The organism is Serratia grimesii NBRC 13537, assembly GCF_001590905.1.
GTDB classification, from domain to species: Bacteria; Pseudomonadota; Gammaproteobacteria; order Enterobacterales; family Enterobacteriaceae; genus Serratia; species Serratia grimesii.
The window spans coordinates 51,301-73,095 of sequence record NZ_BCTT01000013.1; the positions used below are offsets into that span (position 1 = coordinate 51,301).

The window sequence follows — 21,795 nt, forward strand, 5'->3', positions numbered from 1 at the left end:
TCCTTCAGATGGGAGTCACATTTATTGTTTTCAATGCGCACGCTTAAGAACCCCTTAAGATTTTCATGCTTTACTTAACCCCATCAAACCAGCAGTCCTGATTGGCAGGGCTTTGATTCTCGATTGAGATAAGGAAGCTTAAGATGAAAAAATATACCCTGGCCGCATTAATCGCGCTGTGCAGCGCACCGGTTCTGGCACAGCAAGGTGGGTTCCTCGATCCTGCCGCTCCGCAGACACAAACGCAAAATACCCAGCAAGGGGGCTTCTCTGGCCCAAGTGCCGCGCTGACCACCGTAGACAAGGTGAAATCAATGAGCGATGACACCTGGGTGATGCTGCAGGGTAACATTGAGCGGCGTGTGGGCGACGACACCTATACCTTCCGCGACGCCAGCGGCACTCTGACAGTAGAGATCGACAAAAAACGCTGGAACGGCCAGACCATTACCCCGAAAGATAAAGTGCAGTTGGAAGGGAAAGTAGACAAAGGCTGGAGCAGCGTGGAAGTCGATGTGAAAAACATCAAAAAGCTGCCATAACCCATAGCAAAGGGCGGTGAAGCTTCACCGCCCAAAGTACCACTCAATATTCCTGATCTTCGATCAGTCGTTTACCCAGGTTGGTCACGTTCTGGATCTCGTAACCGAGTTTTTCGTACATCTCGATCACCGTGTCGTTGTCTTCACGCACCACCAATTGGATCTTCGGGCACCCACGCGCGATCAGCTTCTTTTCCAGACGGTTAATTAACGCATTGGCAATACCGCGCCCGCGATAATCCGGATGAACCCCCAGATAATACGCCGAGCCGCGATGACCGTCGTAACCGCCCATCACCGACCCCACCACTTCCCCGCCCACTTCAGCGACCAGAAAGAGATCCGGATCGTGGTTCAATTTACGTTCAATGTCCATCTCAGGATCATTCCACGGTCGCAGCAGATCGCAACGCTCCCACAGAGTAATGACTTCTTCAAAGTCGTCTTGTCGAAATACGCGAATTTCCATCGATGTTCGCCGCTGTTAATTAAGATGTTTATCTGATTATCGCGTGATTATTCACTTACGCAATATCAAACTGCGATTTACCCCAGCAATTATCCAGAAATCACCGGTCCCCCGCGTAATAAATGGACATAGTTATCAGGTCGATTAATGATTATCAATACGATATAACGTCGCAAAATAGAATTTGTCGATGGAGCGTAGCGTTATGAAAAAGCAGGTTAAACAATTCTTCAATTTTAAGCCGCTTGCCACTTCTCCTACGCGACGCCAATTACTGCTCTCGGGCCTGGCTCTGGTGCTGCTCGGCAGCAAAAGCCAAACGGCCAGTGCCGAATCCGGTGGCATGCTGCGCAACCAACACAGCAAACCTGCACCTAAACCGTCGGGCAGTAAAAGGCTGGTAATGATCGATCCCGGTCACGGCGGTATCGACTCCGGCGCGGTCGGCAGCGAAGGTTCGCAGGAAAAACACGTCGTATTGGAGATTGCCAACCACGTCCGCCGCATCCTGCACGAACAGGAACACGTCGAAGTCCGTCTGACACGGGAAGAAGACGAGTTTATCCCGTTATTCCAACGCGTTGAGATTGCCCACCAGCATCAGGCCGATCTGTTTATCTCGATTCACGCTGACGGCTTTACCAGCCCGGAAGCCTCAGGTGCTTCGGTGTTTGCCCTGTCCAACCGCGGCGCCAGCAGCGCCATGGCACGTTATCTGTCTAACCGCGAGAATGCCGCCGATGATGTGGCTGGCGGGAAATACAAAAACCAGGACAATTATCTGCAACAGGTGCTGTTCGATCTGGTGCAGACAGATACCATCAATAACAGTCTGACACTTGGTCGCCACGTACTCGGACAGATTCGCCCGGTACATCATCTGCACAGTAACAGTACAGAGCAGGCGGCGTTTGCCGTGCTGAAATCCCCATCAATTCCGTCTGTGTTGGTCGAAACCTCGTTTATTACCAACCCGGCGGAAGAACGCCTGCTGGGTACCACCGCTTTTCGCGAAAAAATCGCCCGTGCCATCGCCGACGGTGTAATCAGTTTCTTCAGTTATTACGATGCACACCAACGAAAACCGGGCTAATATTGCCAGCCGAAGTGAATAAAGGTTCCCCCTTGAATCTCAGGGTTAGCAGCAATCACACGCCCAAATCAATGACCAAACTAAGCGTTTCGGGACCTGTTCACTTGCTGCCTTGCTGCAACTTCAAGGGCTTTGGGTATATACTCTGCGGCTTGTTCAGTCAGACGCTGTGAATTATTCCGTATGAGTTTATCGACCATCGCAGAAGTAAAATCCTTCCTGCTGGCACTGCAGGATCGCATCTGCACGCAATTAGCCCAGGCCGACGGCGGCGCCGTTTTCAACGAAGACCGCTGGACGCGTGAAGAAGGCGGCGGTGGCCGCAGTCGGGTATTGACCGACGGCGCAGTGTTCGAACAAGCAGGCGTCAACTTTTCACACGTCTCCGGCGCTACCCTGCCCGCATCCGCTACCGCACACCGTCCCGAACTGGCCGGTCGGAGCTTCCAGGCCATGGGCGTGTCGCTGGTCATCCACCCGCGCAGCCCCTATATCCCCACCAGCCATGCCAATGTGCGCTTCTTCATTGCGGAAAAAACCGGTGAAGAGCCAGTATGGTGGTTTGGCGGCGGCTTTGACCTAACGCCGTTCTATGGCTTTGAAGAAGACGCCGTTCACTGGCACCGCACTGCCGAACAACTGTGTGCGCCCTTCGGTGAACAGGTCTACCCCAAATACAAAAAGTGGTGCGACGACTATTTCTTTATCAAACACCGTAACGAAGCACGTGGCATCGGCGGCCTGTTCTTTGACGATCTGAACACCCCGGACTTCGCCACCTGTTTTGCGTTTACCCAAGCCGTGGGCGAAGGCTTCCTTGATGCTTATTTGCCGATCGTAGAAAAACGCAAGGCGCTGAGTTGGAGCGATAAAGAACGTCAGTTCCAACTGTACCGCCGTGGTCGCTATGTGGAATTCAATTTAGTCTGGGACCGAGGCACACTGTTCGGCCTGCAAACCGGTGGACGTACCGAATCCATCCTGATGTCAATGCCGCCGCTGGTGCGCTGGGAATACAACTATCAACCGGAAGAAGGCAGCCCGGAAGCAGCGCTGTACCGTGATTTCTTACCGGTGCGCGATTGGCTGAAGGAGCCTGAATGATGCAAATTTGGGTTGATGCAGACGCTTGTCCAAACGTGATCAAAGAAGTGCTGTTTCGGGCAGCGGATCGTACCGCTATGTCGGTGACGCTGGTGGCCAATCAGCCACTGAGAACGCCGCCGTCAAAACACATCCACACGCTGCAAGTGGCAGCCGGTTTTGACGTAGCGGATAACGAAATCGTGCGCCGCTGCGAAAAAGGCGATCTGGTGATCACCGCCGATATCCCGCTGGCAGCAGAAGTGATTGAGAAAGGTGCGGTGGCGTTGAACCCACGTGGTGAACGCTACACGCCGGACACCATTCGTGAACGTCTGAACATGCGCGACTTTATGGATACGCTGCGATCCAGCGGTATCCAGACCGGTGGTCCGAATACGCTGAACCAGCGCGATCGCCAGCAGTTCGCCAACGAGCTGGACAAGTGGCTACAGCAGGCAAAACGGGCGCAATAATTGCGCCCGCACTCCACTTTAGAATCGCACCTCCCCGCCGAAGATATAAGTTCGTCCACGGGCAGTGTTGGCAGCAGTGGCGTCATCACCTTGAATAGGCAACATATTCAGCTTGTTAAGCGCCTCTGAATAACTCTTGTTCATCAGATTCTGCACACTAAATTTTAGCAGCACGTTACGGTTAATTTGATAGGTGCTATACAGATCGATAATGGTCGGGATGTTCGGCATATCCTGCTTCACTATCTCACCGGTGGTTTCACTTTGTTCATAATCCGGAGACAAACGGCGGGCCTTTCCTGTGTATTTCACAATACTGCCGACAGTCAATGACTCATCCAGGAAACGCACCCCGGTATTCAGTGTAAAGTACATATCCGGAAGTTCATTGATATCACCCGCGCCAAAATAGGTGCTGGCAATTGAAGTCGGCTGCTCGGTATGCTGCTTACTGAATGACATGCGAGCGAAGGCGCGACCTGCGTCATAATTGGCTTCCAGCTCTACGCCATGCGCACGTACAGGAGTCAACGAGTTGACGTAGATGTACATATTGTCCGCATAGTCTTCACTTTCATCGGCCCAGTTATTTTCAAGGTTTTCGCGATAGCTACATTTGCGTCCATTACGGCACACCATGTATGACTCGCTGAAAATATAGTTGTTAACCTTACTGGTATAAGCCACCACTTTCAGTTGAAGCGAGTCCTCTTTAACCAATAAATCATGACCATTGGCGTTAAATCCCGCCTGCCAAGTTTCTGCTCGTTCCCCCTTCAAAAACGGGTTCATCGACGCTCCACCAGAGTTTGAATAGAACACTTCCTGAATATTAGGCGCGCGCATGGATTTGCTGTAGCTGACAAAGGGTTGCAGCCATGGCGTTACCTGCGCAGAAAGCATCACCGATGGGTTAAAACCTTGTTCTTTTAAATTAATATTAGCGGCACCCTGAGGGAAACATTGTACCCGGTAATCACAAGCAGGTTTAAATCCTGTCAGCTTGTTGCTGCTGTAATTCAGGTTTAAATCTAATTGATAAATATCCCGATTAAGCTGTAAGCCGGTGTACAAACTGGTGATACGCTGATCACCTGACGGCGCGAAGGTGTTGTTTTCGATAGACTCCTGCGCGGTCTGCTCATCTTCGATTGCCGACTCAACATGCTTGGTGTATCTGTTGTGCATGATTTTACCGCCGTAGCTGAAAGCTACATCGGTGTTCAACAGGCTGAAGCGACTTGTATTATTGATATCCAATGCGTCGGAACGGTTTTCCGAATTGGTATTAAAGAAGGTGAATAGCGAACCACCGTTATATTCCTGATTCCCTTTACTGGTACTGGCAGTAATATTTAAATCGACCAATTCCGAGAACGGTGCATAATGATATTTTATATAAAAATCATTACTGTGAATATCTCGACGAGAGAATCGGTTTTGATAGCTCCTGGCCGAAAGCTCAATACTATTAAATTCATCCGGCTTGATATCCAGTTTGAATAACTGCGATTTTGGATTTTGCTTCATAAACTCATCATATCCAAAATCCTCGCTACTCACCCCGTCACCATTATTGAAGTTCGAGTAAACAGAGCTGCCGCTGATTGCCGCCATGGCACCAATGCTGCCAGTATCGGTAAATGCTTGCCCTTTTCCCGCGACTGCAACCATACCACTACGACCAATACCATTACTGCCGACAGAAAATTTAGTCCTAATACCAAAAGGGTTGCCGGAGAAAATAACATCATCAACACCAATAGTACGAAAGTTCGCGCTGCCAGCCAGAGCATTGACCCCTGCTCCCCCACTGCTTTCACCGCGTGCCACGTCGACCCCAACGATAAAGTTTGGATCGATCAGAACACCTGACTGGCTATTGGTTGAACCATGTGAAAGAACCCCAGAAGTGGATGTTCCGTAATAGCTTTGGGTAATACCATCTACCATAGTGTTAACCCGGCCAAACCCGCTCATTCCACGGATATTAACGCTAACCGCGCCTTGACTCGGATCGATTTGGGTATAGGTACCTGGCATACTGCGCAGAATACTGTCTACCGACTCCAGGTTCTTATTTTCACCACGGGAACTGAACGCCCCCGGTTTTTCCAACGCCTCCCTTTCACTGTTGTTACTGCTGTCTGCCGCCGAAACATTTAACGGACTGAAAACCACCTTACCGCTGCCCTCTTTTGCCTCACTCTGTGCAGCCGTCGCCCCCCCGCTCAGCGCCATTCCCGCGCCGAACAGGCTTACTAATAATTTAATTTTCATATATCCCCAGAAATTGCCAAAAGGTTTGATGGCCGACAATGCCCAGCAAAAATCCCCGCCCATAAGACGGTAAATATTGTTATTGTTTTAATACGCCGCAGTTTCCTGCGGCGTTAAATATTATTTCTTTGCCTGTTGATCCATCGCCAGAATAAAGGCGTACTCCAGAGCGCTATTTTCCAGCCGAGCCAGGCGACCCGATTTGCCGCCGTGACCTGCAGTCATGTCGGTGGACAGCAGTAGCAACGAATCCCCTTGCTTAAACTGCCGCAACTTCGCTACCCACTTGGCGGGTTCCCAATACTGCACCTGCGAATCATACAACCCGCTGGTCACCAACAAATTCGGGTAGTGTTGCTTGCGCACATTGTCATACGGGCTGTAAGACTTCATCAGCGCATAGGCCTGCGGCTCATTCGGATTGCCCCACTCTTCATACTCACCAGTGGTTAATGGAATACTGTCGTCCAACATGGTGGTCACCACATCAACAAAGGGCACCTGCGCCACCACCGCGTTATACAGTTGCGGAGCCTGGTTGATCACTGCCCCCATCAGTAATCCACCAGCGCTGCCTCCCATGGCGTAAATACGGCCTGGTTGACCATAGCCATCCTTGATCAAGGCTTGGGTGGCGTCGATAAAGTCGCTGAAAGTATTCGGCTTGTGGATCAGTTTTCCCTGTTGGTACCAGTTCTGTCCTAACTCTCCGCCGCCGCGTACGTGAATCAGCGCATAGACGAAACCACGATCCAGTAGGCTAATACGATTGGCGCTAAAGGCCGGATCCATGCTCATGCCATAAGCACCATAGCCGTACACTAACAGCGGACTGTGACCCGGTTTGAACATCGTCTTGTTGTAAACCAGCGAGACCGGTACCTTCACACCATCTCGCGCACTGATCCACACCCGTTCACTGTGATACAAGCTCGGGTCAACGCCTTTCACTTCCTGCTGCTTCAGCAAGGTTCGGCTGCCCTTATTCAAATCCCAGTCGTAGGTACTGGTTGGGGTCGTCATCGCCGAATAGCCGTAACGCAAGCGATCACTGTCCGGATCGGGGTTATAACCCAACCAGGCCATGTAGCTGGCATCGTCAAACGGAATACTGCGTTGGGTCTTACCGTCCCAACTTATCTGCCGCAGTTGCACCAACCCATCGCCACGTTCTTTCACCACCAACCAATCACGAAACAGGGTAAAGCCCTCAACTTCACGCTTTTCCTGTGGAGCAATTAACGTCTGCCACGGTTGCTGCGCAGACGCTGTGTGATACAGACCGAAGTGCGGGCTTTGATGGTTGGAACGCAGATAGAATTCACCACGATAATGATCGAGATAATATTCACGTCCGCTGTGCCGGGCTGCAAATAACTGCGGTGCACTTTGCGGGCGATTAGCGTCGATCAGACGCACTTCAGAGGTGGTATTGCCGCTGATAGTGATAATGACGTAATCACGGGAAGCCGAGCTACCGAGACTCAGGTAGAAAGCAGCGTCGTTCTCCTGATACACCCGTTGGTCTTCCGTTACCGGCGTGCCAAACGTATGACGGTAAACCTGATATGGCAGCAAGGTTTGTGGGTGATTCCGCACATAGAACAAAGTTTTGCCATCGTTAGCCCACACCATATTGCCGGAGGTGTTCTCAATGACTTCTGGCGCCCAACGTTTGTCAGCAATATCCTGTAGGGAAATCCGATACTGGCGGCGGCCCTGTACATCTTCAGACACCGCCATACGCCGGTTGTCCTGGCTGATGTCCATTCCCCCGACGCGGTAATAATCATGACCTGCCGCGCGTTGATTGGCATCCAGCAACGTTTGCCACGGCGCATCGGCAGTCAAAGCCTGCCGTTGATACAGCGCGAAATTTTTGCCGGCGGCGTAGCTTTCCTGATAACGATAGCCGTTCAATTGATAAGGCACCGAGCGGTCTTCCGGGCTAATGCGGCTCAGCATTTCCTGATACAGCTTATCGCGCAGAGCTTTATAGGGCTGCATCATCTGTTCGGTATAACGATTTTCCGCAGTCAGATAATCCAGCACCTTTTTGTTCTTTCGGCTGTCGTCACGCAACCAGTAATAGTCATCTGTACGGGTTTCACCTTGCGCAGTCAGTACTTTGGGTACTTTTTCTGCCTGCGGGGGTTGCGGCTGCGCAGCTACCGCAGAATTTAAAAATCCGAACGAAAACAGTAAAGCGGCGCCCAGGCGACACTTCTTATTCGATGACAGTGGGTGATTCATAATCCCTCACGAAGTTTGACCTGTAGGCATCCCGTTAGGAGGACGTCTGTAGGTGTTATTTGCCGGCATTTAACGCCGCCAGATTAAAATCAATTGGCATCGTCACGTTGACGGCGCCATTTCGCAACATGTCAGACGGGGGTAATGGCAGCGGCTGCGCCCGCTCTACCACGGCTAGCGCCTCACGATCGAGTGATGCAGTGCCCGAGCGAACCCGGAGTGTCACCCCCGACACCCGCCCCTGAGCATCAACACGGAACGTCACCTGCGGCATACCGGTACGTCGGCGACTGCGGGCCTCTGGCGGATAGCGTTTAATGTTGTTCAGATGACCTTTCACCAGGCTTTCCCATGACAGTTTGGCTTGAACGCTGCTGTTGGAGTCGCTGTTGATCGGTGCGGCGGTCTGGCGGGCAACGTTCTGCGCTTTTGGCGCAGCGGCACTGGAAGCAGCAGCATGGCGCATCTCTTTAGCCTGCTCTTCCGGTTTTGGCTGAGCTTTCTGTGGTGGCCGGAGTTCAGTGCGTTTTTTTTCTGCCACGGAAATTTTGGTCTTTTCAGCACGCGCCAATTTAGGCAAGTCGGGTTGCTCCAACTGCTCGGCCGGTTGCGCCGCAGAGGATTCCGCCTGTTGCACACCCAGCGGTAGCGGTTTTGGGCTTTCCGGTGCCTCTACTTGTTCCGCCCAGCTCATCATCACCGCCGGTGGGGGTAATTGCATCATCGGTAACGGCTGGGACGGCCAGTAAAACATCAATACCAGCGCGACGTGTACTGCTATCGCACACAAGAAACCGCGCGCCCAACGCGGCTGCGGCATATCGACGACAGGGTAAGATAAAGACTGACTTAACATAAGGACATTAGAATACTTAATCGCGAATGATTGCAGATCACATTTGCTAATGATAATCATTTGTAACTGTTATTAACAGTTCTTTTCGCTGTGTTTACTCTATGAATTTCAAGTTGCAGCAAACAGCGCTGCAACTTGAAAGGCAACCCGTCTTGGCCTAATTACTTCACCGCCGGGGTAACCCACAGATAATCCGCCACCTGTTTATCGACCTGTACACCAGGTTCTGCCAGCATCAATACTGTTGGCAATGCTGTTGGTTGTAGATCTTGCACGTGAAGTGGTACCCCTACCGATTTAGACGCATGATAACCACCAGCAATAAGCAAAGCAGGCGTCGGCGCAGCCAGCAAACGTTCGGCCATACGTCGGTCACGCTGCTGCTGAATAGCCAGCATGGCATGCAGCTGTTGCGGTTCGATATTCCCGCCATGTGAGGTGCGAATAGTTTCCTCCAGCGCTTTTTGCACCACCGGCCGTACCGACAGCGTTCCCTGCGGGAAACTCGGCTGCTGATAAAACGCCATGATTTCACTGCGATCCAGGTTGGCTGACCACAGTGGATAAGGCGCCCGCATTGCCGCCATGATCACGTCACCGTACAGCGACCACTTCCAGCCTGGCTGCCAATCAATCAACTCTGCCACACGACTGTCACGCACCGTCGGATTTGACTGTAGCCAGTGTTTCACCTGATCCACTTTGGCCTGCTGATTCGGATTTATCATCTCCATTAGCACACTGCCTTGTGACCGCCGCAGAGGTAATTGCTGCACCAACCACAGTTCAATCTGATGGTGATACGGGTTGTCATGTTTTTCCCCAACAACCACGCGTTGCTCAACAGACAGTCGGGCCAATAGCTGATCAGGCGTCAGGCTTTCCCCACTACGCAAATCGGTAATTTTCCCCAGTTCGATAAGGGTATTTTTTGGCGGTGAAACGGGGGTTTGACTGCAGGCACCGAGCGCCAGTGCGGCCAGTAAAATCAAAAATCTCATGATGCTGCCCTGTAATAAAAAGTGGCGACATTATAGATAATAATTATCATTTGCATATAGATGGCAACCTATCCTGAGACGTCGATAACTATATTTTTACCTTATGGTTTTTTGTCTCACATTGATTTCATGAGGTATTGCAGGTATAACCAATAGCCATTTAGCTGCTTAGACGTCTATACGGATAGAATATCATGCACTCACCTGTTTCCGCCGAAGGGCAATTCAAACGCACCATGAAAGCCCGGCATCTGGTGATGCTGTCGCTGGGGGGCGTGATTGGTACCGGGCTGTTCTTCAATACCGGCTATATCATTTCCACTACCGGTGCTCTCGGCACCCTGCTGGCCTATTTGATCGGGGCGTTGGTGGTTTATCTGGTGATGCTGTGTTTGGGTGAGCTGTCGGTGGCGATGCCGGAAACCGGTGCCTTTCACGTCTACGCATCACGCTATCTTGGCTCGGCCACCGGTTATACCGTCGCCTGGCTGTACTGGCTCACCTGGACGGTAGCACTGGGTTCCAGCCTGACCGCCGCCGGTTTCTGCATGCAGTATTGGTTCCCTCAATCGCCGGTGTGGCTATGGTGTTTGATCTTCTGCGCGGCGATTTTCCTGCTTAACGTGGTCACTACCCGGTTCTTTGCTGAGAGCGAATTCTGGTTCTCGCTGATCAAGGTCGTCACCATTCTGGCATTTATCATCCTCGGCGGTGCGGCAATGTTCGGCCTGCTGCCGATGAAAGACGGTACGCCAGCGCCCTTCCTGCATAACCTGACCGCCTCCGGCTGGCTGCCAAACGGCACCTTGCCGATCCTGATGACCATGGTGGCAGTGAACTTCGCCTTCTCCGGCACCGAACTTATCGGTATTGCCGCCGGTGAAACCGAGAACCCGGAAAAGGTGGTGCCTTGGGCGATACGTACCACGGTGATTCGCCTGATGCTGTTCTTTATTGGTACGGTGTTTATTTTGGCTGCGCTGATCCCGATGGATCAGGCAGGGATTGTCAAAAGCCCGTTTGTGCTGGTGTTTGAACGCATCGGGGTGCCCTATGCCGCCGATATCTTTAATTTCGTGATCCTGACCGCCATTCTGTCAGCAGCCAACTCGGGCCTGTACGCTTCGGGTCGCATGCTGTGGTCGCTGGCCAACCAGCGCACCCTGCCGGCTTATTTCTCCCGCGTCAATAAACGGGGTATCCCGATCAACGCGCTGACGTTCAGCATGCTCGGCGGCGTACTGGCATTGCTGACCAGCGTAATCGCGCCGGACACGGTATTTGTAGCACTGTCAGCGATTTCCGGCTTTGCGGTGGTGGTGGTCTGGTTGAGTATCTGCGCGTCGCACTACGCGTTCCGCCGTCATTATGTCCGCAGTGGCCAGCCCATTTCCGGTTTAAAATACCGCGCGCCGGGTTACCCGTTAACGCCGATCGTGGGTTTTACGCTGTGCCTGCTGGCCTGCGTCGGACTGGCATTCGATCCAGAACAACGTATTGCACTGTATTGCGGTTTGCCGTTTGTGGCCCTGTGCTACGCCGCCTATTATCTGACCCGCCGCACCGGGCAAAAAACAACGCTGGGAGAGCATCATGTCGGTTAACAACCCTATCACCACACTCTTAACCGCCAACCGTACACTGATTTTAGACGGTGCGTTGGCCACGGAATTAGAAGCGCGCGGCTGTGACCTTAGCGATCCGCTGTGGTCGGCAAAAGTGCTGATTGAAAACCCTGAGCTGATTTATCAGGTTCACCTCGACTATTTTAACGCAGGCGCGCAATGCGCTATCACCGCCAGCTATCAGGCTACACCACAAGGCTTTTTACGCCGCGGTTTGGATCATTCACAGTCCCTGGCGTTGATCGCCAAAAGCGTGCAACTGGCGCAACAGGCACGCAACGACTATCTGGCACTGCACCCACAGGCGGTACCGCTGTTGATCGCCGGATCGGTCGGTCCCTATGGGGCTTATCTCGCCGACGGGTCCGAATATCGCGGTGATTACGCCTTGCCGCAGGAAGAAATGATGGCCTTTCACCGCCCACGTATCAAAGCGTTGGCTGAAGCCGGTGTTGATTTGCTGGCCTGTGAAACCCTGCCATCGTTTGGTGAGTTGCAAGCATTGTTGATCCTGTTACAAGAGTTTCCAACGCTTGGCGCATGGTTTGCCTTTACCCTGCGCGACAGCCAACACCTCAGCGACGGTACGCCGTTAGTCACGGTTATGGCGGCGTTGCACGCCAATCCACAGGTACTGGCGATCGGCATTAACTGCATTGCACTGGAAAATGTCACCCCGGCGCTGCAGCAGCTTGCTGCGCTGACTGACAAGCCGCTGCTGGTCTACCCGAACTCTGGCGAACATTACGACGCGGTAAGCAAAACCTGGCATACCTGTGGTGGCGCACACGGTAGTCTGATTGATCAAATCGGCGAATGGCAGCGCATCGGCGCACAGCTGATTGGCGGTTGTTGCCGCACTACGCCACAAGATATCTGTCAGATCGCCGCACGCTGCAAGGCATAAAAAAAGCCTCCTGCGCCGGAACGCAGGAGGCTTGTCGTCACTCAAGGCTTATAACGGTTCGGTCTGCGCTTCCACCACGGCCAACGCCACCATGTTGACGATGCGGCGTACCGAGGCGATTGGCGTCAGGATGTGTACCGGTTTCGATACCCCCATCAGCACCGGCCCGACGGTCACCCCTTCAGAAGAGGATACCCGCAGCAGGTTGTAACTGATGCGAGCGGCTTCCATATTCGGCATGATCAGCACGTTGGCCGCCCCTTTCAGCGGGCTGTCTGGCATCAGATCATTACGGATACTTTCCACCAGCGCAGCGTCACCGTGCATCTCACCGTCAATTTCCAGCTCCGGAGCCATCTTGTTCACCAGCTCCAGCGTTTTACGCATCTTGCACGCCGCAGGATTATCGGAAGAACCAAAGCTGGAATGGGACAGCAGCGCCACCTTCGGCTCAATACCGAAACGACGCACCGTTTCCGCCGCCATCAGGGTGATTTCTGCCAGTTGTTCCGGCGTCGGATCGTCATTGACATAGGTGTCAGCAATAAAGGTGTTGCCGCTAGGGAGCAGCAGCGCGTTCATTGCCCCGGCGACGTGTGCCCCTTCGCGGAAGCCAAACACTTTCTCTACCACATCGTAATGCTCGTGATAGCTACCGATGGTGCCACAGATCATCGCGTCTGCTTCACCACGATGTAGCATGATGGCGGCAATCAACGTCGGGTTACCAATGACCGCACGGCGAGCCTGCTCTTGCGAAACACCGCGACGCTTCATGATCTGATAGTACTCACCCCAGTATTCATTAAAGCGTGGATCGGACTCGTTATTCACCACTTCAAAGTCTTTACCCGGCGTCAGTTGCAGGCCGAGTTTTTTCAGCCGCATTTCAATCACGCTCGGACGGCCGACCAGGATCGGATAGGCCAGCCCCTGCGACACCAGTTCCTGCGTCGCATGCAGTACCCTTTCCTCTTCACCTTCCGCCATCACCACGCGCTTCATCTCTTTTTTCGCCTGGGAGAAGATCGGCTTCATGAACAGGTTGGTTTTGTAGACGAACTCGGACAGTTTTTCGACATAAGCGTCAAAGTCTTCGATCGGACGTGTTGCCACGCCGGAATCCATCGCCGCCTTGGCTACCGCCGGGGCGATTTTAACAATCAGGCGCGGGTCGAAAGGTTTTGGAATGATGTATTCAGGGCCAAATGACAGGTCCTGATCGCCATAGGCCGAAGCCACCACGTCGCTCTGCTCTGCCAATGCCAGATCGGCAATCGCATGCACGCAGGCCAGCTTCATCTCTTCGTTGATGGTGGTCGCGCCCACATCCAGTGCACCACGGAAGATGAACGGGAAGCAAAGTACGTTGTTCACCTGGTTTGGATAGTCAGAACGGCCGGTACAGATAATGGCATCAGGACGCACAGCTTTCGCCAGTGGCGGCAAAATCTCCGGTTCCGGGTTGGCCAGCGCCATAATCAGCGGATCCTTGGCCATGGTTTTCACCATATCCTGAGTCAAAACACCCGGGCCAGAACAACCGAGGAAGATATCCGCATCCGGGATCGCATCCCCCAGCGTACGTTGACCATTATCTTCAATGGCGTAGGCCGCCTTGGTTTGCTCCATATTGGCGTCGCGGCCCTTATAGATCACCCCTTTAGAGTCGCAAACAGTAATATTCTGCTGGCGCAGCCCCAACGCCACTAACAGGTTCAAACAGGCAATCGACGCAGCGCCGGCACCGGAAACCACCAGTCGTACGTCGGAGATGTTCTTTTTCACTACCCGCAGGCCATTCAGCACTGCAGCAGTGGTGATGATGGCAGTGCCATGTTGATCGTCATGGAATACCGGAATTTTCATGCGCTCACGCAGTTTCTGCTCAATGTAGAAACACTCTGGCGCTTTGATGTCTTCCAGGTTAATACCGCCAAAGGTCGGTTCCAACGCGGCGATGATGTCGATCAACTTGTCAGGGTTAAGCTCATCCACTTCGATATCAAACACGTCGATACCGGAAAACTTCTTGAACAGGACGCCTTTCCCTTCCATCACCGGTTTACCGGCCAAAGCACCGATATTGCCCAGACCTAACACCGCCGTACCGTTGGAAATTACCGCCACCAGGTTGCCGCGTGCGGTGTATTTGTAGGCCGCGAGAGGGTCGGCAGCAATTTCCAGACAAGGGGCTGCAACGCCCGGCGAGTAGGCCAGCGCCAGATCGCGTTGCGTTGCCAGCGGTTTAGTTGGGGATACCTGGATCTTGCCTGGGACCGGATATTGGTGGAAATCAAGCGCACTCTGTTTGAGCTGTTCGTCCATTATAGGTTCCTATGCTTTTTGCTTTTATGTTGAGGTAAGACTTGTAAGGCTATGAGGCTACATTCTGTCATTCTCCGTGACGCCGTCGCAGACCCAAACGCCGTAATCAAGGCGGAGGGAGCAAGGCACAGCGGGCCTATGTTCAAACCCGACAACACAGAGTACGGGCTTTTGGGGCGCGCCCCGAAGGGCTGGGGCCATGTGAACGCGCATCTGTGTTACGCGCCGCTTATTTGGCCCACTAGACCTCACGACCTACGCCTTGCTGCGCGTTCAAATGACCGCCAGCGGCGCTCACGTACAATGGCAGGGCACAGCCTTTAAGTATAGTGAGAGAAACGTCACAAACTTTGAACCGGGCCATAACCTTGATCGAAATAGTTTTTTAAAAGTAAAAAAAGAAGTACCACAGGATGGAAAAGAAAAACACTGCCGTCAGTGCGACGGCAGTTGGGCACGCCAGGCATTGAGGGTCGCCACCCGGCCTGCGCAAATTTGTAACGAGGTTTGTAGTGCCAGTGTGTAACTCAGCGCATCGCCCCAGGTGTTACCCAGCAACTGTGGCTGCTCGCACGGGGTAAACACTGACTCAGGGGGCAACAGCACCACCGGCACTGCCGTCTGCGAGGGTTGGGCGCAGGAGCTCAACAACAGCGTCAGGCATAGACTGCCCAGCACAGGCGTCATTTTTAATCGCTTCACGGTATTTCCTCTGGTAGACGTCACTTTGCTGACGCAGCTGTTGTTCCTGCTGCTGTTGAGCCGCCATTAGCGCCCGGTTCTGTGCATCCTGGGTTTGCAGCGTGGCAATCAACCCCGCCTGCTGCGCCAGGGTCTTTTGCTGTTCGCTCGCCTGCTGTCGCACCAACTCCAGCCGATGCGACAGCAGTGAGCTGTATGCACCGAGGCAAATTGCCGCCACCAACAGCAGCAGCAATCCACCTTGTGACAACCTGCTTAGCCAACTGCTCATGCCGGATAATCCTTGAAGGAAAGCTGGAAATGCGGCCCGTCCTTCAGCGTTTTCCATTCGCCGCCCCACTCAACGTTGACTGCACACTCACGCGCCGCACGACGCACTGCCACTGCAATTTGCGCGTAATAGTCCCATTCCCACGACACCACGCCCGCAGGCATCGCGACCACGTCCACCGCATGGCCGGTCAAATGACGGCTTTTCAATGTTTGGCTTTGGCCACCTCGCACCAAATCACGCTGACGTGCCATGGTGCGTAGTCCTTCGGTGATGGAAAACGGCACCAGTGAATAATGCAATGCCAGTCGTATCACCCGTACCAAATCCGGATGAACCCCCACTAAGTTAGCTTCGCTGCGGGCGGTGAAGCGAATATCTTCTATTTCATTTATCATTTTTGAACCCCGTTTTTTTTCCAATGAATTTTTTAATTAATCCGCTGATATAGTCGGCCCCCAGAAAGCCAATCAATACACTGGCAAGATTCGCCCATTTTAATTCCAGCCCGGTCAACGCCAATGCATCGCGCACCGTCCAGGCCAATAATGCGCACATCGCCGCATTTAAGAGACGGCGCCGCATGCCGACGTTGCGATAGGCACCGTGTAATAACGCCATGATTCCCGCCAAAATGGCATTCATCACCGGCTGAAGATATTCACATGCTCGCTGAATAATTAAGCCAACAGCGTCTGGCTCTAAGCTGGACATAGCTATACTCCTATTTTATTTTAATTAAGTGCCGATCACGACCGGTGGAATATCGGTACCATCAGAATCTAGTTAAGGATGCTATAACAAAGCAAATGAATAAATACAGCCTCTAAGGTCAAATTCATTCACGCTCAACCATGACACAACAAGGGGCAGTAAATAACGACGATAAGTAATGAAAAAATTCATCTTTACTGTGATTTATTTCGACTTCTCTTTACCTTAAAAATAAACATTAATAGCGGCGAGAGAATCTCTCTCAATAACAAGAAACCTCAACCTGGAGAAATACCATGTCCGAACGCAAAGCCGTTATTGGTTATTATTTTATTCCAACCAACCAAATTAATAACTATACCGAATCCGATACCTCAGTCGTACCTTTCCCCGTGTCGAATATTACACCGGCCAAGGCCAAGCAGCTCACCCACATTAATTTTTCGTTCCTCGACATTAACAGCAATCTGGAATGTGCCTGGGATCCCGCCACTAATGACGCCAAGGCGCGTGACGTGGTCAGCCGGTTAACCGCGCTGAAGGCACACAACCCCAGCCTGCGCATCATGTTCTCCATCGGCGGCTGGTATTACTCCAACGATCTGGGGGTTTCTCACGCCAACTATGTCAACGCGGTGAAGACCCCCGCGTCACGGACCAAATTCGCGCAATCCTGCGTCCGCATCATGAAAGACTACGGCTTTGACGGTGTAGACATTGACTGGGAATATCCGCAGAGCAGCGAGGTCGACGGTTTTGTTGCTGCATTGCAAGAAATCCGCACCCTGCTGAATCAGCAGACCCTCGCCGATGGCCGTCAGGCATTGCCTTATCAACTGACCATAGCCGGCGCTGGCGGCGCATTCTTCCTGTCGCGTTATTACAGCAAGTTGCCGCAGATCGTTGCCTCGCTCGATTACATCAACCTGATGACCTACGATCTTGCAGGCCCATGGGAAAAAATCACCAACCATCAGGCGGGGCTGTTCGGCGATAGCGCCGGGCCAACTTTCTATAATGCACTGCGTGAAGCTAATCTGGGCTGGAGCTGGGAAGAACTGACCCGTGCCTTCCCTAGCCCATTCAGCCTGACGGTGGACGCTGCAGTACAGCAACATCTGATGTTGGAAGGCGTGCCAAGCAGCAAAATCGTCATGGGCGTGCCATTCTACGGCCGTGCATTTAAAGGCGTCAGCAGCAACAACGGCAGCCAGTACAGCACTCACAGCACACCGGGGGAGGATCCCTTCCCAGGTACCGACTATTGGCTGGTGGGTTGCGAAGAGTGCGTCCGTGATAAAGATCCACGTATCGCCTCCTATCGCCAACTGGAACAGATGCTATTGGGCAACTATGGCTACCAGCGCCTGTGGAACGACAAAACCAAAACTCCGTACCTGTATCACGCGGCCAATGGTTTGTTCGTTACTTATGACGACGTCGAAAGCTTCAAATACAAGGCGAAGTACATCAAACAGCAGCAACTGGGCGGCGTCATGTTCTGGCACCTGGGCCAAGACAACCGCAACGGTGACCTGCTGGCGTCGTTGGACCGCTATTTCAACGCGGCGGACTACGATGACAGCCAATTGGATATGGGTACTGGTCTGCGCTATACCGGTGTTGGTCCTGGTAACCTGCCGCTCATGAGCGCGCCGGCCTACGTCGCCGGCACCGTATATAACCAGGGTGCGCTGGTGTCTTATCAGGGCTATGTCTGGCAGACAAAATGGGGTTACATCACGTCTGCGCCCGGCTCGGATACCGCCTGGCTGAAAGTGGGCCGTGTAGCATAATCACAGGTTGCACCATAAAAAAACCCCGGGGCCGATGGCAACGGGGTTAGAGGTTGCGTCCCACCATTGCACGTGACGCCGCTGGCGGTCATTTGAATGCGCAGCAAGGCGCGAGTCGTGAGGTTTAGTGGAGCACAACCTGTAAATTAAACGTTTAATTTTCGCATCCCTTCGTCACTGTTCCCTCAGTTGTTACACCAAGGGTAACCTCCATCACGTATGACTTCGCGCCCCATCAGGCTAAAAACGTCGCTTTTACGTGTCAGGCGTTCATGCCACCAGGTAAAACCAGCCCCTTTACTGGCCGGATGCCAGGCCAGCCAAATCATTTCATCGCCTTTTTGCATATCGACCGGAACCGTCACCAGTTCACCACTTGCCAACTCTTTTTCTATCAACGCGGGGGGCAAGAAACCGTGGCCAATGCCCCGCTTCAGCAATGCCAGCTTACTCTCAACATCACAGACCACCAGCTGGCGCTGTAACGGCATGGTACCGTGATTACGCTTTGGCAATTCGTGACTGCTGTCGGCAATCACCACTACGATGTCGTTCAGCCGCTGGTTTTTGTCCACCGACTTTTTCTGCGCCGCAAACGGATGTGAAGGCGAGACACATAACACAAAATTCAGCTTGCCGAACATCAGCGTTTTCGCCTGTACGCTGTCCGGGATCTGGCCAATGGCGATGATCAAATCCGCCCGGTTATTCTTCAATGCATCCCAGGTACCGTTCAGCGCTTCCCGTTGCACAGAAATGTTGGCATTCGGGCTGTGCTGAATATACTCACGGATATCCTGGGTGATCGTTTCCAGCGGAAAGAAATTATCAACGACAATGCGGATATTATTATCGAGTTTGGGGATGTTTCTTACCCTACTCTCAAGATCCTGTACCGCATTTAAAATCCAGCTGCCTTCCTGCAACAGGAACTCCCCTTCATCTGTCAGGGTAATCATCGGTCCATTACGATGAAAAAGTTTCACGCAGAGCTTACTTTCAATATTGGATACTCGATAGGATATCGCCGAAGGGGTTTTATGCAGCGCCTCCGCCGCCATTGAGAAAGAGCCGGTACTTTTGATGGTGCTGATTATTTTAATCGCATCCAGGGATAATCTAGTCATACAAATTCCTCTTTGACATAAAATAAGAAAAAATTGACACTAAATTCCCAAGTGGTTGGCGCGTAAAGTCGTTCAAGTCACACAAGAGTAAGTAAAACCACAAGCAATATACTCCATATCAGAGAAAATCATCTGAAAGACTATTCATCAATCCTTTAAATAAAATTCATCATGACACCGATTTTTTAGGCTGTAGCGTTTAAATAAATTCAACGAAGAAATAAAAGACAATCATCATAATAATTTTAGTTAATAGCCTATAAAACATTCCACCCTGACGAGAGAGACTAAGCGTAAAAATAAAACAAGCCGCCAAGAATGATGTTTTTAATTCCGTTAATAACCCCTCATTTTACCGGTGAAAATAAACCCAACTTACAATACAACTTCAGTCAGGAGTGACTTATGAACAATACTTCCCGTACCCTTATGTCTCTTGGCCTGCTGAGCGCGGCACTGTTCGGCGTATCTCAACAAGCTTCAGCCCACGGTTATGTCGAAACACCTGCCAGCCGTGCCTATCAGTGCAAACTGCAGCTCAATACCCAGTGCGGTAGCGTGCAATATGAACCGCAAAGCGTTGAAGGGCTGAAAGGCTTCCCGCAGGCCGGTCCGGCTGATGGACACATTGCCAGTGCCGACAAGTCCACCTTCTTCGAGTTGGATCAGCAGACCCCTACCCGTTGGAACAAGATCAACCTGCACACAGGTCCGAACTCCTTCACCTGGACGCTGACAGCACGTCACAGCACCAGCAGCTGGCGTTATTTCATTACCAAGCCAAACTGGGATGCGTCACAGCCACTGACCCGTGCTTCGTTTGATCTGACGCCGTTCTGTCAACAAAACGACGGTGGTGCCATTCCTGCTGCACAGGTCACCCACCAGTGCAACATACCGGCAGACCGTAGTGGTTCGCACGTCATCCTCGCCGTGTGGGATGTAGCAGATACGGCCAATGCCTTCTATCAAGCCATTGACGTTAATTTGACCAAGTAATAAGAAGGGGAATACCCTAGGGTTCAGCCAAGGCTGGGCCCTTTTTTATTGTTTGATGCCCCATACGCCTGTCCCGCGCGTGACCATGAGACCGCTTTTCGGTGCATGCCAACGGCTAACAAACCGCGCCCTGCCTGGCTTTAAACGGGATCCATTGTTCTTATCCATCGCAACAATCAGAAAAAGCGCATTTTAATCATTACGCTTCTGATGCAGTGTGTTCAGCCTATGATGGAAAACGTTCTCATTTCCCTACATTGACGTTTGGTCAAGGAGCTTATAAATGAACCAATTAGACGCACTCAAGCAGCTAACCACGGTTGTGGCCGACAGCGGCGATATCGAATCTATCCGCCAGTTCGAACCGCAAGATGCCACCACCAACCCTTCACTGATCCTGAAAGCCGCTGCGCTGCCTCAATATAAGCCACTGATCCTCGAAGCCCTGAGCTATGCCCGCCAGCAGGGTGGCAATAAAGAAACCCAACTGATCAATGCCAGCGACAAACTCGCCGTGAACATCGGCGTCGAAATCCTGAAAAGCGTACCGGGGCGCATTTCCACCGAAGTGGATGCCCGCCTGTCCTTTGACCGCGGCATGTGCGTTGCTAAAGCACGCAAACTGATTGGTCTGTATCAGGAACAAGGCATCGATAAATCACGTATTTTGATCAAGTTGGCGTCCACCTGGGAAGGCATTAAAGCCGCCGAGGAACTGGAAAAAGAAGGCATCAATACCAACCTGACACTGCTGTTCTCTTTCGCCCAGGCTCGTGCCTGCGCCGAAGCCGGCGTCTTCTTGATCTCTCCGTTCGTCGGCCGCATCTATGACTGGTATCAGGCCAAACAGCCTGCCGCTGACTATGATGCCGACCAAGATCCGGGTGTGAAATCAGTACGCAACATTTACGAATACTACAAACAGTACCGTTATCAGACGGTGATCATGGGAGCCAGCTTCCGCAAGGTAGAGCAGATCCTGGCATTGGCCGGTTGCGATCGTCTGACCATTGCACCGAATCTGCTGGAACAACTTAAGCACAGCGACCAGCCGGTCGAACGTAAGCTGACGCCATCCACTGAAGCCTTCCACCAACCTGCCCCGCTGGCTGAAGCCGAATTCCGCTGGCAGCATAACCAAGACGCGATGGCGGTTGAAAAACTGGCCGAAGGTATCCGTCTGTTCGCCGTTGACCAGCAAAAGCTGGAAGACATGCTGGCCGCTGAACTGTAATCACTCTGGAGTCCCGTAATGTCTGCTCGTAAAGAACTC

Annotated in this window: 20 protein-coding genes; 9 read left to right on the forward strand and 11 right to left on the reverse strand. The window is 52.4% G+C overall.

The window, feature by feature from the left end; genetic code table 11:
* The first annotated feature begins 143 nt into the window (after window positions 1-143).
* Entirely contained in the window at window positions 144-542 is a 399-nt protein-coding gene (locus SGR01S_RS17265; protein WP_061808109.1) for a YgiW/YdeI family stress tolerance OB fold protein, read from the forward strand.
* A gap of 43 nt (window positions 543-585) precedes the next feature.
* On the opposite strand, the gene SGR01S_RS17270 is transcribed toward SGR01S_RS17265, so the two are convergent.
* Complete coding sequence (locus tag SGR01S_RS17270; protein ID WP_061808110.1) at window positions 586-1,011, reverse strand: GNAT family acetyltransferase; 426 nt, start codon at window positions 1,009-1,011, stop codon at window positions 586-588.
* A gap of 205 nt (window positions 1,012-1,216) precedes the next feature.
* Between SGR01S_RS17270 and amiA the strand changes: the two genes are divergently transcribed.
* The 3 genes from amiA to SGR01S_RS17285 all read left to right on the forward strand — a co-directional run bounded on the left by amiA (window position 1,217) and on the right by SGR01S_RS17285 (window position 3,663).
* Complete coding sequence (gene amiA, locus SGR01S_RS17275) at window positions 1,217-2,104, forward strand: N-acetylmuramoyl-L-alanine amidase AmiA (RefSeq protein ID WP_037424057.1); 888 nt, start codon at window positions 1,217-1,219, stop codon at window positions 2,102-2,104.
* 183 nt (window positions 2,105-2,287) lie between these two features.
* Window positions 2,288-3,208 (forward strand): oxygen-dependent coproporphyrinogen oxidase, encoded by a 921-nt coding sequence (gene hemF / locus SGR01S_RS17280; RefSeq protein WP_061808111.1) that lies wholly within the window; start codon window positions 2,288-2,290, stop codon window positions 3,206-3,208.
* Window positions 3,208-3,663, forward strand: a complete 456-nt coding sequence (locus SGR01S_RS17285; RefSeq protein WP_037424104.1) for a YaiI/YqxD family protein — start codon at window positions 3,208-3,210, stop codon at window positions 3,661-3,663. Before hemF ends, SGR01S_RS17285 begins: the two co-directional genes overlap by 1 nt.
* 18 nt (window positions 3,664-3,681) lie before the next feature.
* On the opposite strand, the gene SGR01S_RS17290 is transcribed toward SGR01S_RS17285, so the two are convergent.
* From SGR01S_RS17290 to SGR01S_RS17305, 4 genes are all read right to left on the reverse strand, one after another.
* Window positions 3,682-5,943 (reverse strand): TonB-dependent receptor domain-containing protein, encoded by a 2,262-nt coding sequence (locus tag SGR01S_RS17290; RefSeq protein ID WP_061808118.1) that lies wholly within the window; start codon window positions 5,941-5,943, stop codon window positions 3,682-3,684.
* Window positions 5,944-6,063: 120 nt separating this feature from the next.
* Window positions 6,064-8,196 carry a S9 family peptidase gene (locus SGR01S_RS17295; RefSeq protein WP_082797639.1) on the reverse strand — a complete coding sequence of 711 codons (2,133 nt, stop codon included), beginning with the start codon at window positions 8,194-8,196 and terminating at the stop codon, window positions 6,064-6,066.
* Between the two features lie 55 nt (window positions 8,197-8,251).
* On the reverse strand, window positions 8,252-9,052 hold the full coding sequence (gene tolA, locus SGR01S_RS17300) for a cell envelope integrity protein TolA (RefSeq protein ID WP_037424110.1): 801 nt from the start codon (window positions 9,050-9,052) through the stop codon (window positions 8,252-8,254).
* A 161-nt stretch (window positions 9,053-9,213) separates the two neighbouring features.
* The gene (locus tag SGR01S_RS17305; protein ID WP_037424063.1) at window positions 9,214-10,053 is read right to left on the reverse strand and encodes a ChaN family lipoprotein; all 840 of its coding nucleotides are present in this window, start codon (window positions 10,051-10,053) and stop codon (window positions 9,214-9,216) included.
* Window positions 10,054-10,247: 194 nt separating this feature from the next.
* Between SGR01S_RS17305 and mmuP the strand changes: the two genes are divergently transcribed.
* Together mmuP and mmuM are read left to right on the forward strand one after the other, a co-directional pair.
* Complete coding sequence (gene mmuP, locus SGR01S_RS17310; RefSeq protein ID WP_037424066.1) at window positions 10,248-11,657, forward strand: S-methylmethionine permease; 1,410 nt, start codon at window positions 10,248-10,250, stop codon at window positions 11,655-11,657.
* On the forward strand, window positions 11,647-12,585 hold the full coding sequence (gene mmuM, locus SGR01S_RS17315; RefSeq protein WP_037424069.1) for a homocysteine S-methyltransferase: 939 nt from the start codon (window positions 11,647-11,649) through the stop codon (window positions 12,583-12,585). The genes mmuP and mmuM overlap by 11 nt, the downstream gene beginning before the upstream one ends.
* A 48-nt stretch (window positions 12,586-12,633) precedes the next feature.
* Here the strand turns inward: mmuM and maeB are convergent, their stop codons facing one another.
* The 5 genes from maeB to SGR01S_RS17335 all read right to left on the reverse strand — a co-directional run bounded on the left by maeB (window position 12,634) and on the right by SGR01S_RS17335 (window position 16,600).
* Complete coding sequence (gene maeB / locus SGR01S_RS17320; protein ID WP_061808112.1) at window positions 12,634-14,913, reverse strand: NADP-dependent oxaloacetate-decarboxylating malate dehydrogenase; 2,280 nt, start codon at window positions 14,911-14,913, stop codon at window positions 12,634-12,636.
* Between the two features lie 435 nt (window positions 14,914-15,348).
* A complete protein-coding gene (lysC, locus tag SGR01S_RS24380) occupies window positions 15,349-15,513 on the reverse strand; it encodes an Rz1-like lysis system protein LysC (protein WP_165392843.1) in 165 nt (54 codons plus the stop codon).
* Complete coding sequence (locus SGR01S_RS17325; RefSeq protein ID WP_037424078.1) at window positions 15,503-15,886, reverse strand: DUF2570 family protein; 384 nt, start codon at window positions 15,884-15,886, stop codon at window positions 15,503-15,505. The genes lysC and SGR01S_RS17325 overlap by 11 nt, the downstream gene beginning before the upstream one ends.
* Window positions 15,883-16,263, reverse strand: a complete 381-nt coding sequence (gene chiX, locus SGR01S_RS17330) for an L-Ala D-Glu endopeptidase ChiX (protein ID WP_502263832.1) — start codon at window positions 16,261-16,263, stop codon at window positions 15,883-15,885. The genes SGR01S_RS17325 and chiX overlap by 4 nt, the downstream gene beginning before the upstream one ends.
* Before the next feature lie 10 nt (window positions 16,264-16,273).
* Window positions 16,274-16,600: a phage holin, lambda family gene (locus SGR01S_RS17335; RefSeq protein WP_037424084.1), complete on the reverse strand. Its 327-nt coding sequence runs from the start codon at window positions 16,598-16,600 to the stop codon at window positions 16,274-16,276.
* 296 nt (window positions 16,601-16,896) lie between these two features.
* On the opposite strand from SGR01S_RS17335, the gene chiB reads away from it, so the two are divergent.
* A complete protein-coding gene (chiB, locus tag SGR01S_RS17340; protein WP_061808114.1) occupies window positions 16,897-18,396 on the forward strand; it encodes a chitinase ChiB in 1,500 nt (499 codons plus the stop codon).
* A gap of 185 nt (window positions 18,397-18,581) precedes the next feature.
* Here the strand turns inward: chiB and SGR01S_RS17345 are convergent, their stop codons facing one another.
* The gene (locus SGR01S_RS17345) at window positions 18,582-19,523 is read right to left on the reverse strand and encodes a LysR family transcriptional regulator (protein ID WP_061808115.1); all 942 of its coding nucleotides are present in this window, start codon (window positions 19,521-19,523) and stop codon (window positions 18,582-18,584) included.
* A 405-nt stretch (window positions 19,524-19,928) separates the two neighbouring features.
* Between SGR01S_RS17345 and cbp21 the strand changes: the two genes are divergently transcribed.
* Both cbp21 and tal read left to right on the forward strand, forming a co-directional pair.
* Window positions 19,929-20,522, forward strand: coding sequence for a chitin-binding protein/chitosanase CBP21 (gene cbp21 / locus SGR01S_RS17350; protein WP_037424092.1), 594 nt, complete (start codon window positions 19,929-19,931; stop codon window positions 20,520-20,522).
* Window positions 20,523-20,805: 283 nt separating this feature from the next.
* On the forward strand, window positions 20,806-21,756 hold the full coding sequence (gene tal / locus SGR01S_RS17355; protein WP_061808116.1) for a transaldolase: 951 nt from the start codon (window positions 20,806-20,808) through the stop codon (window positions 21,754-21,756).
* Window positions 21,757-21,795 lie beyond the last annotated feature (39 nt).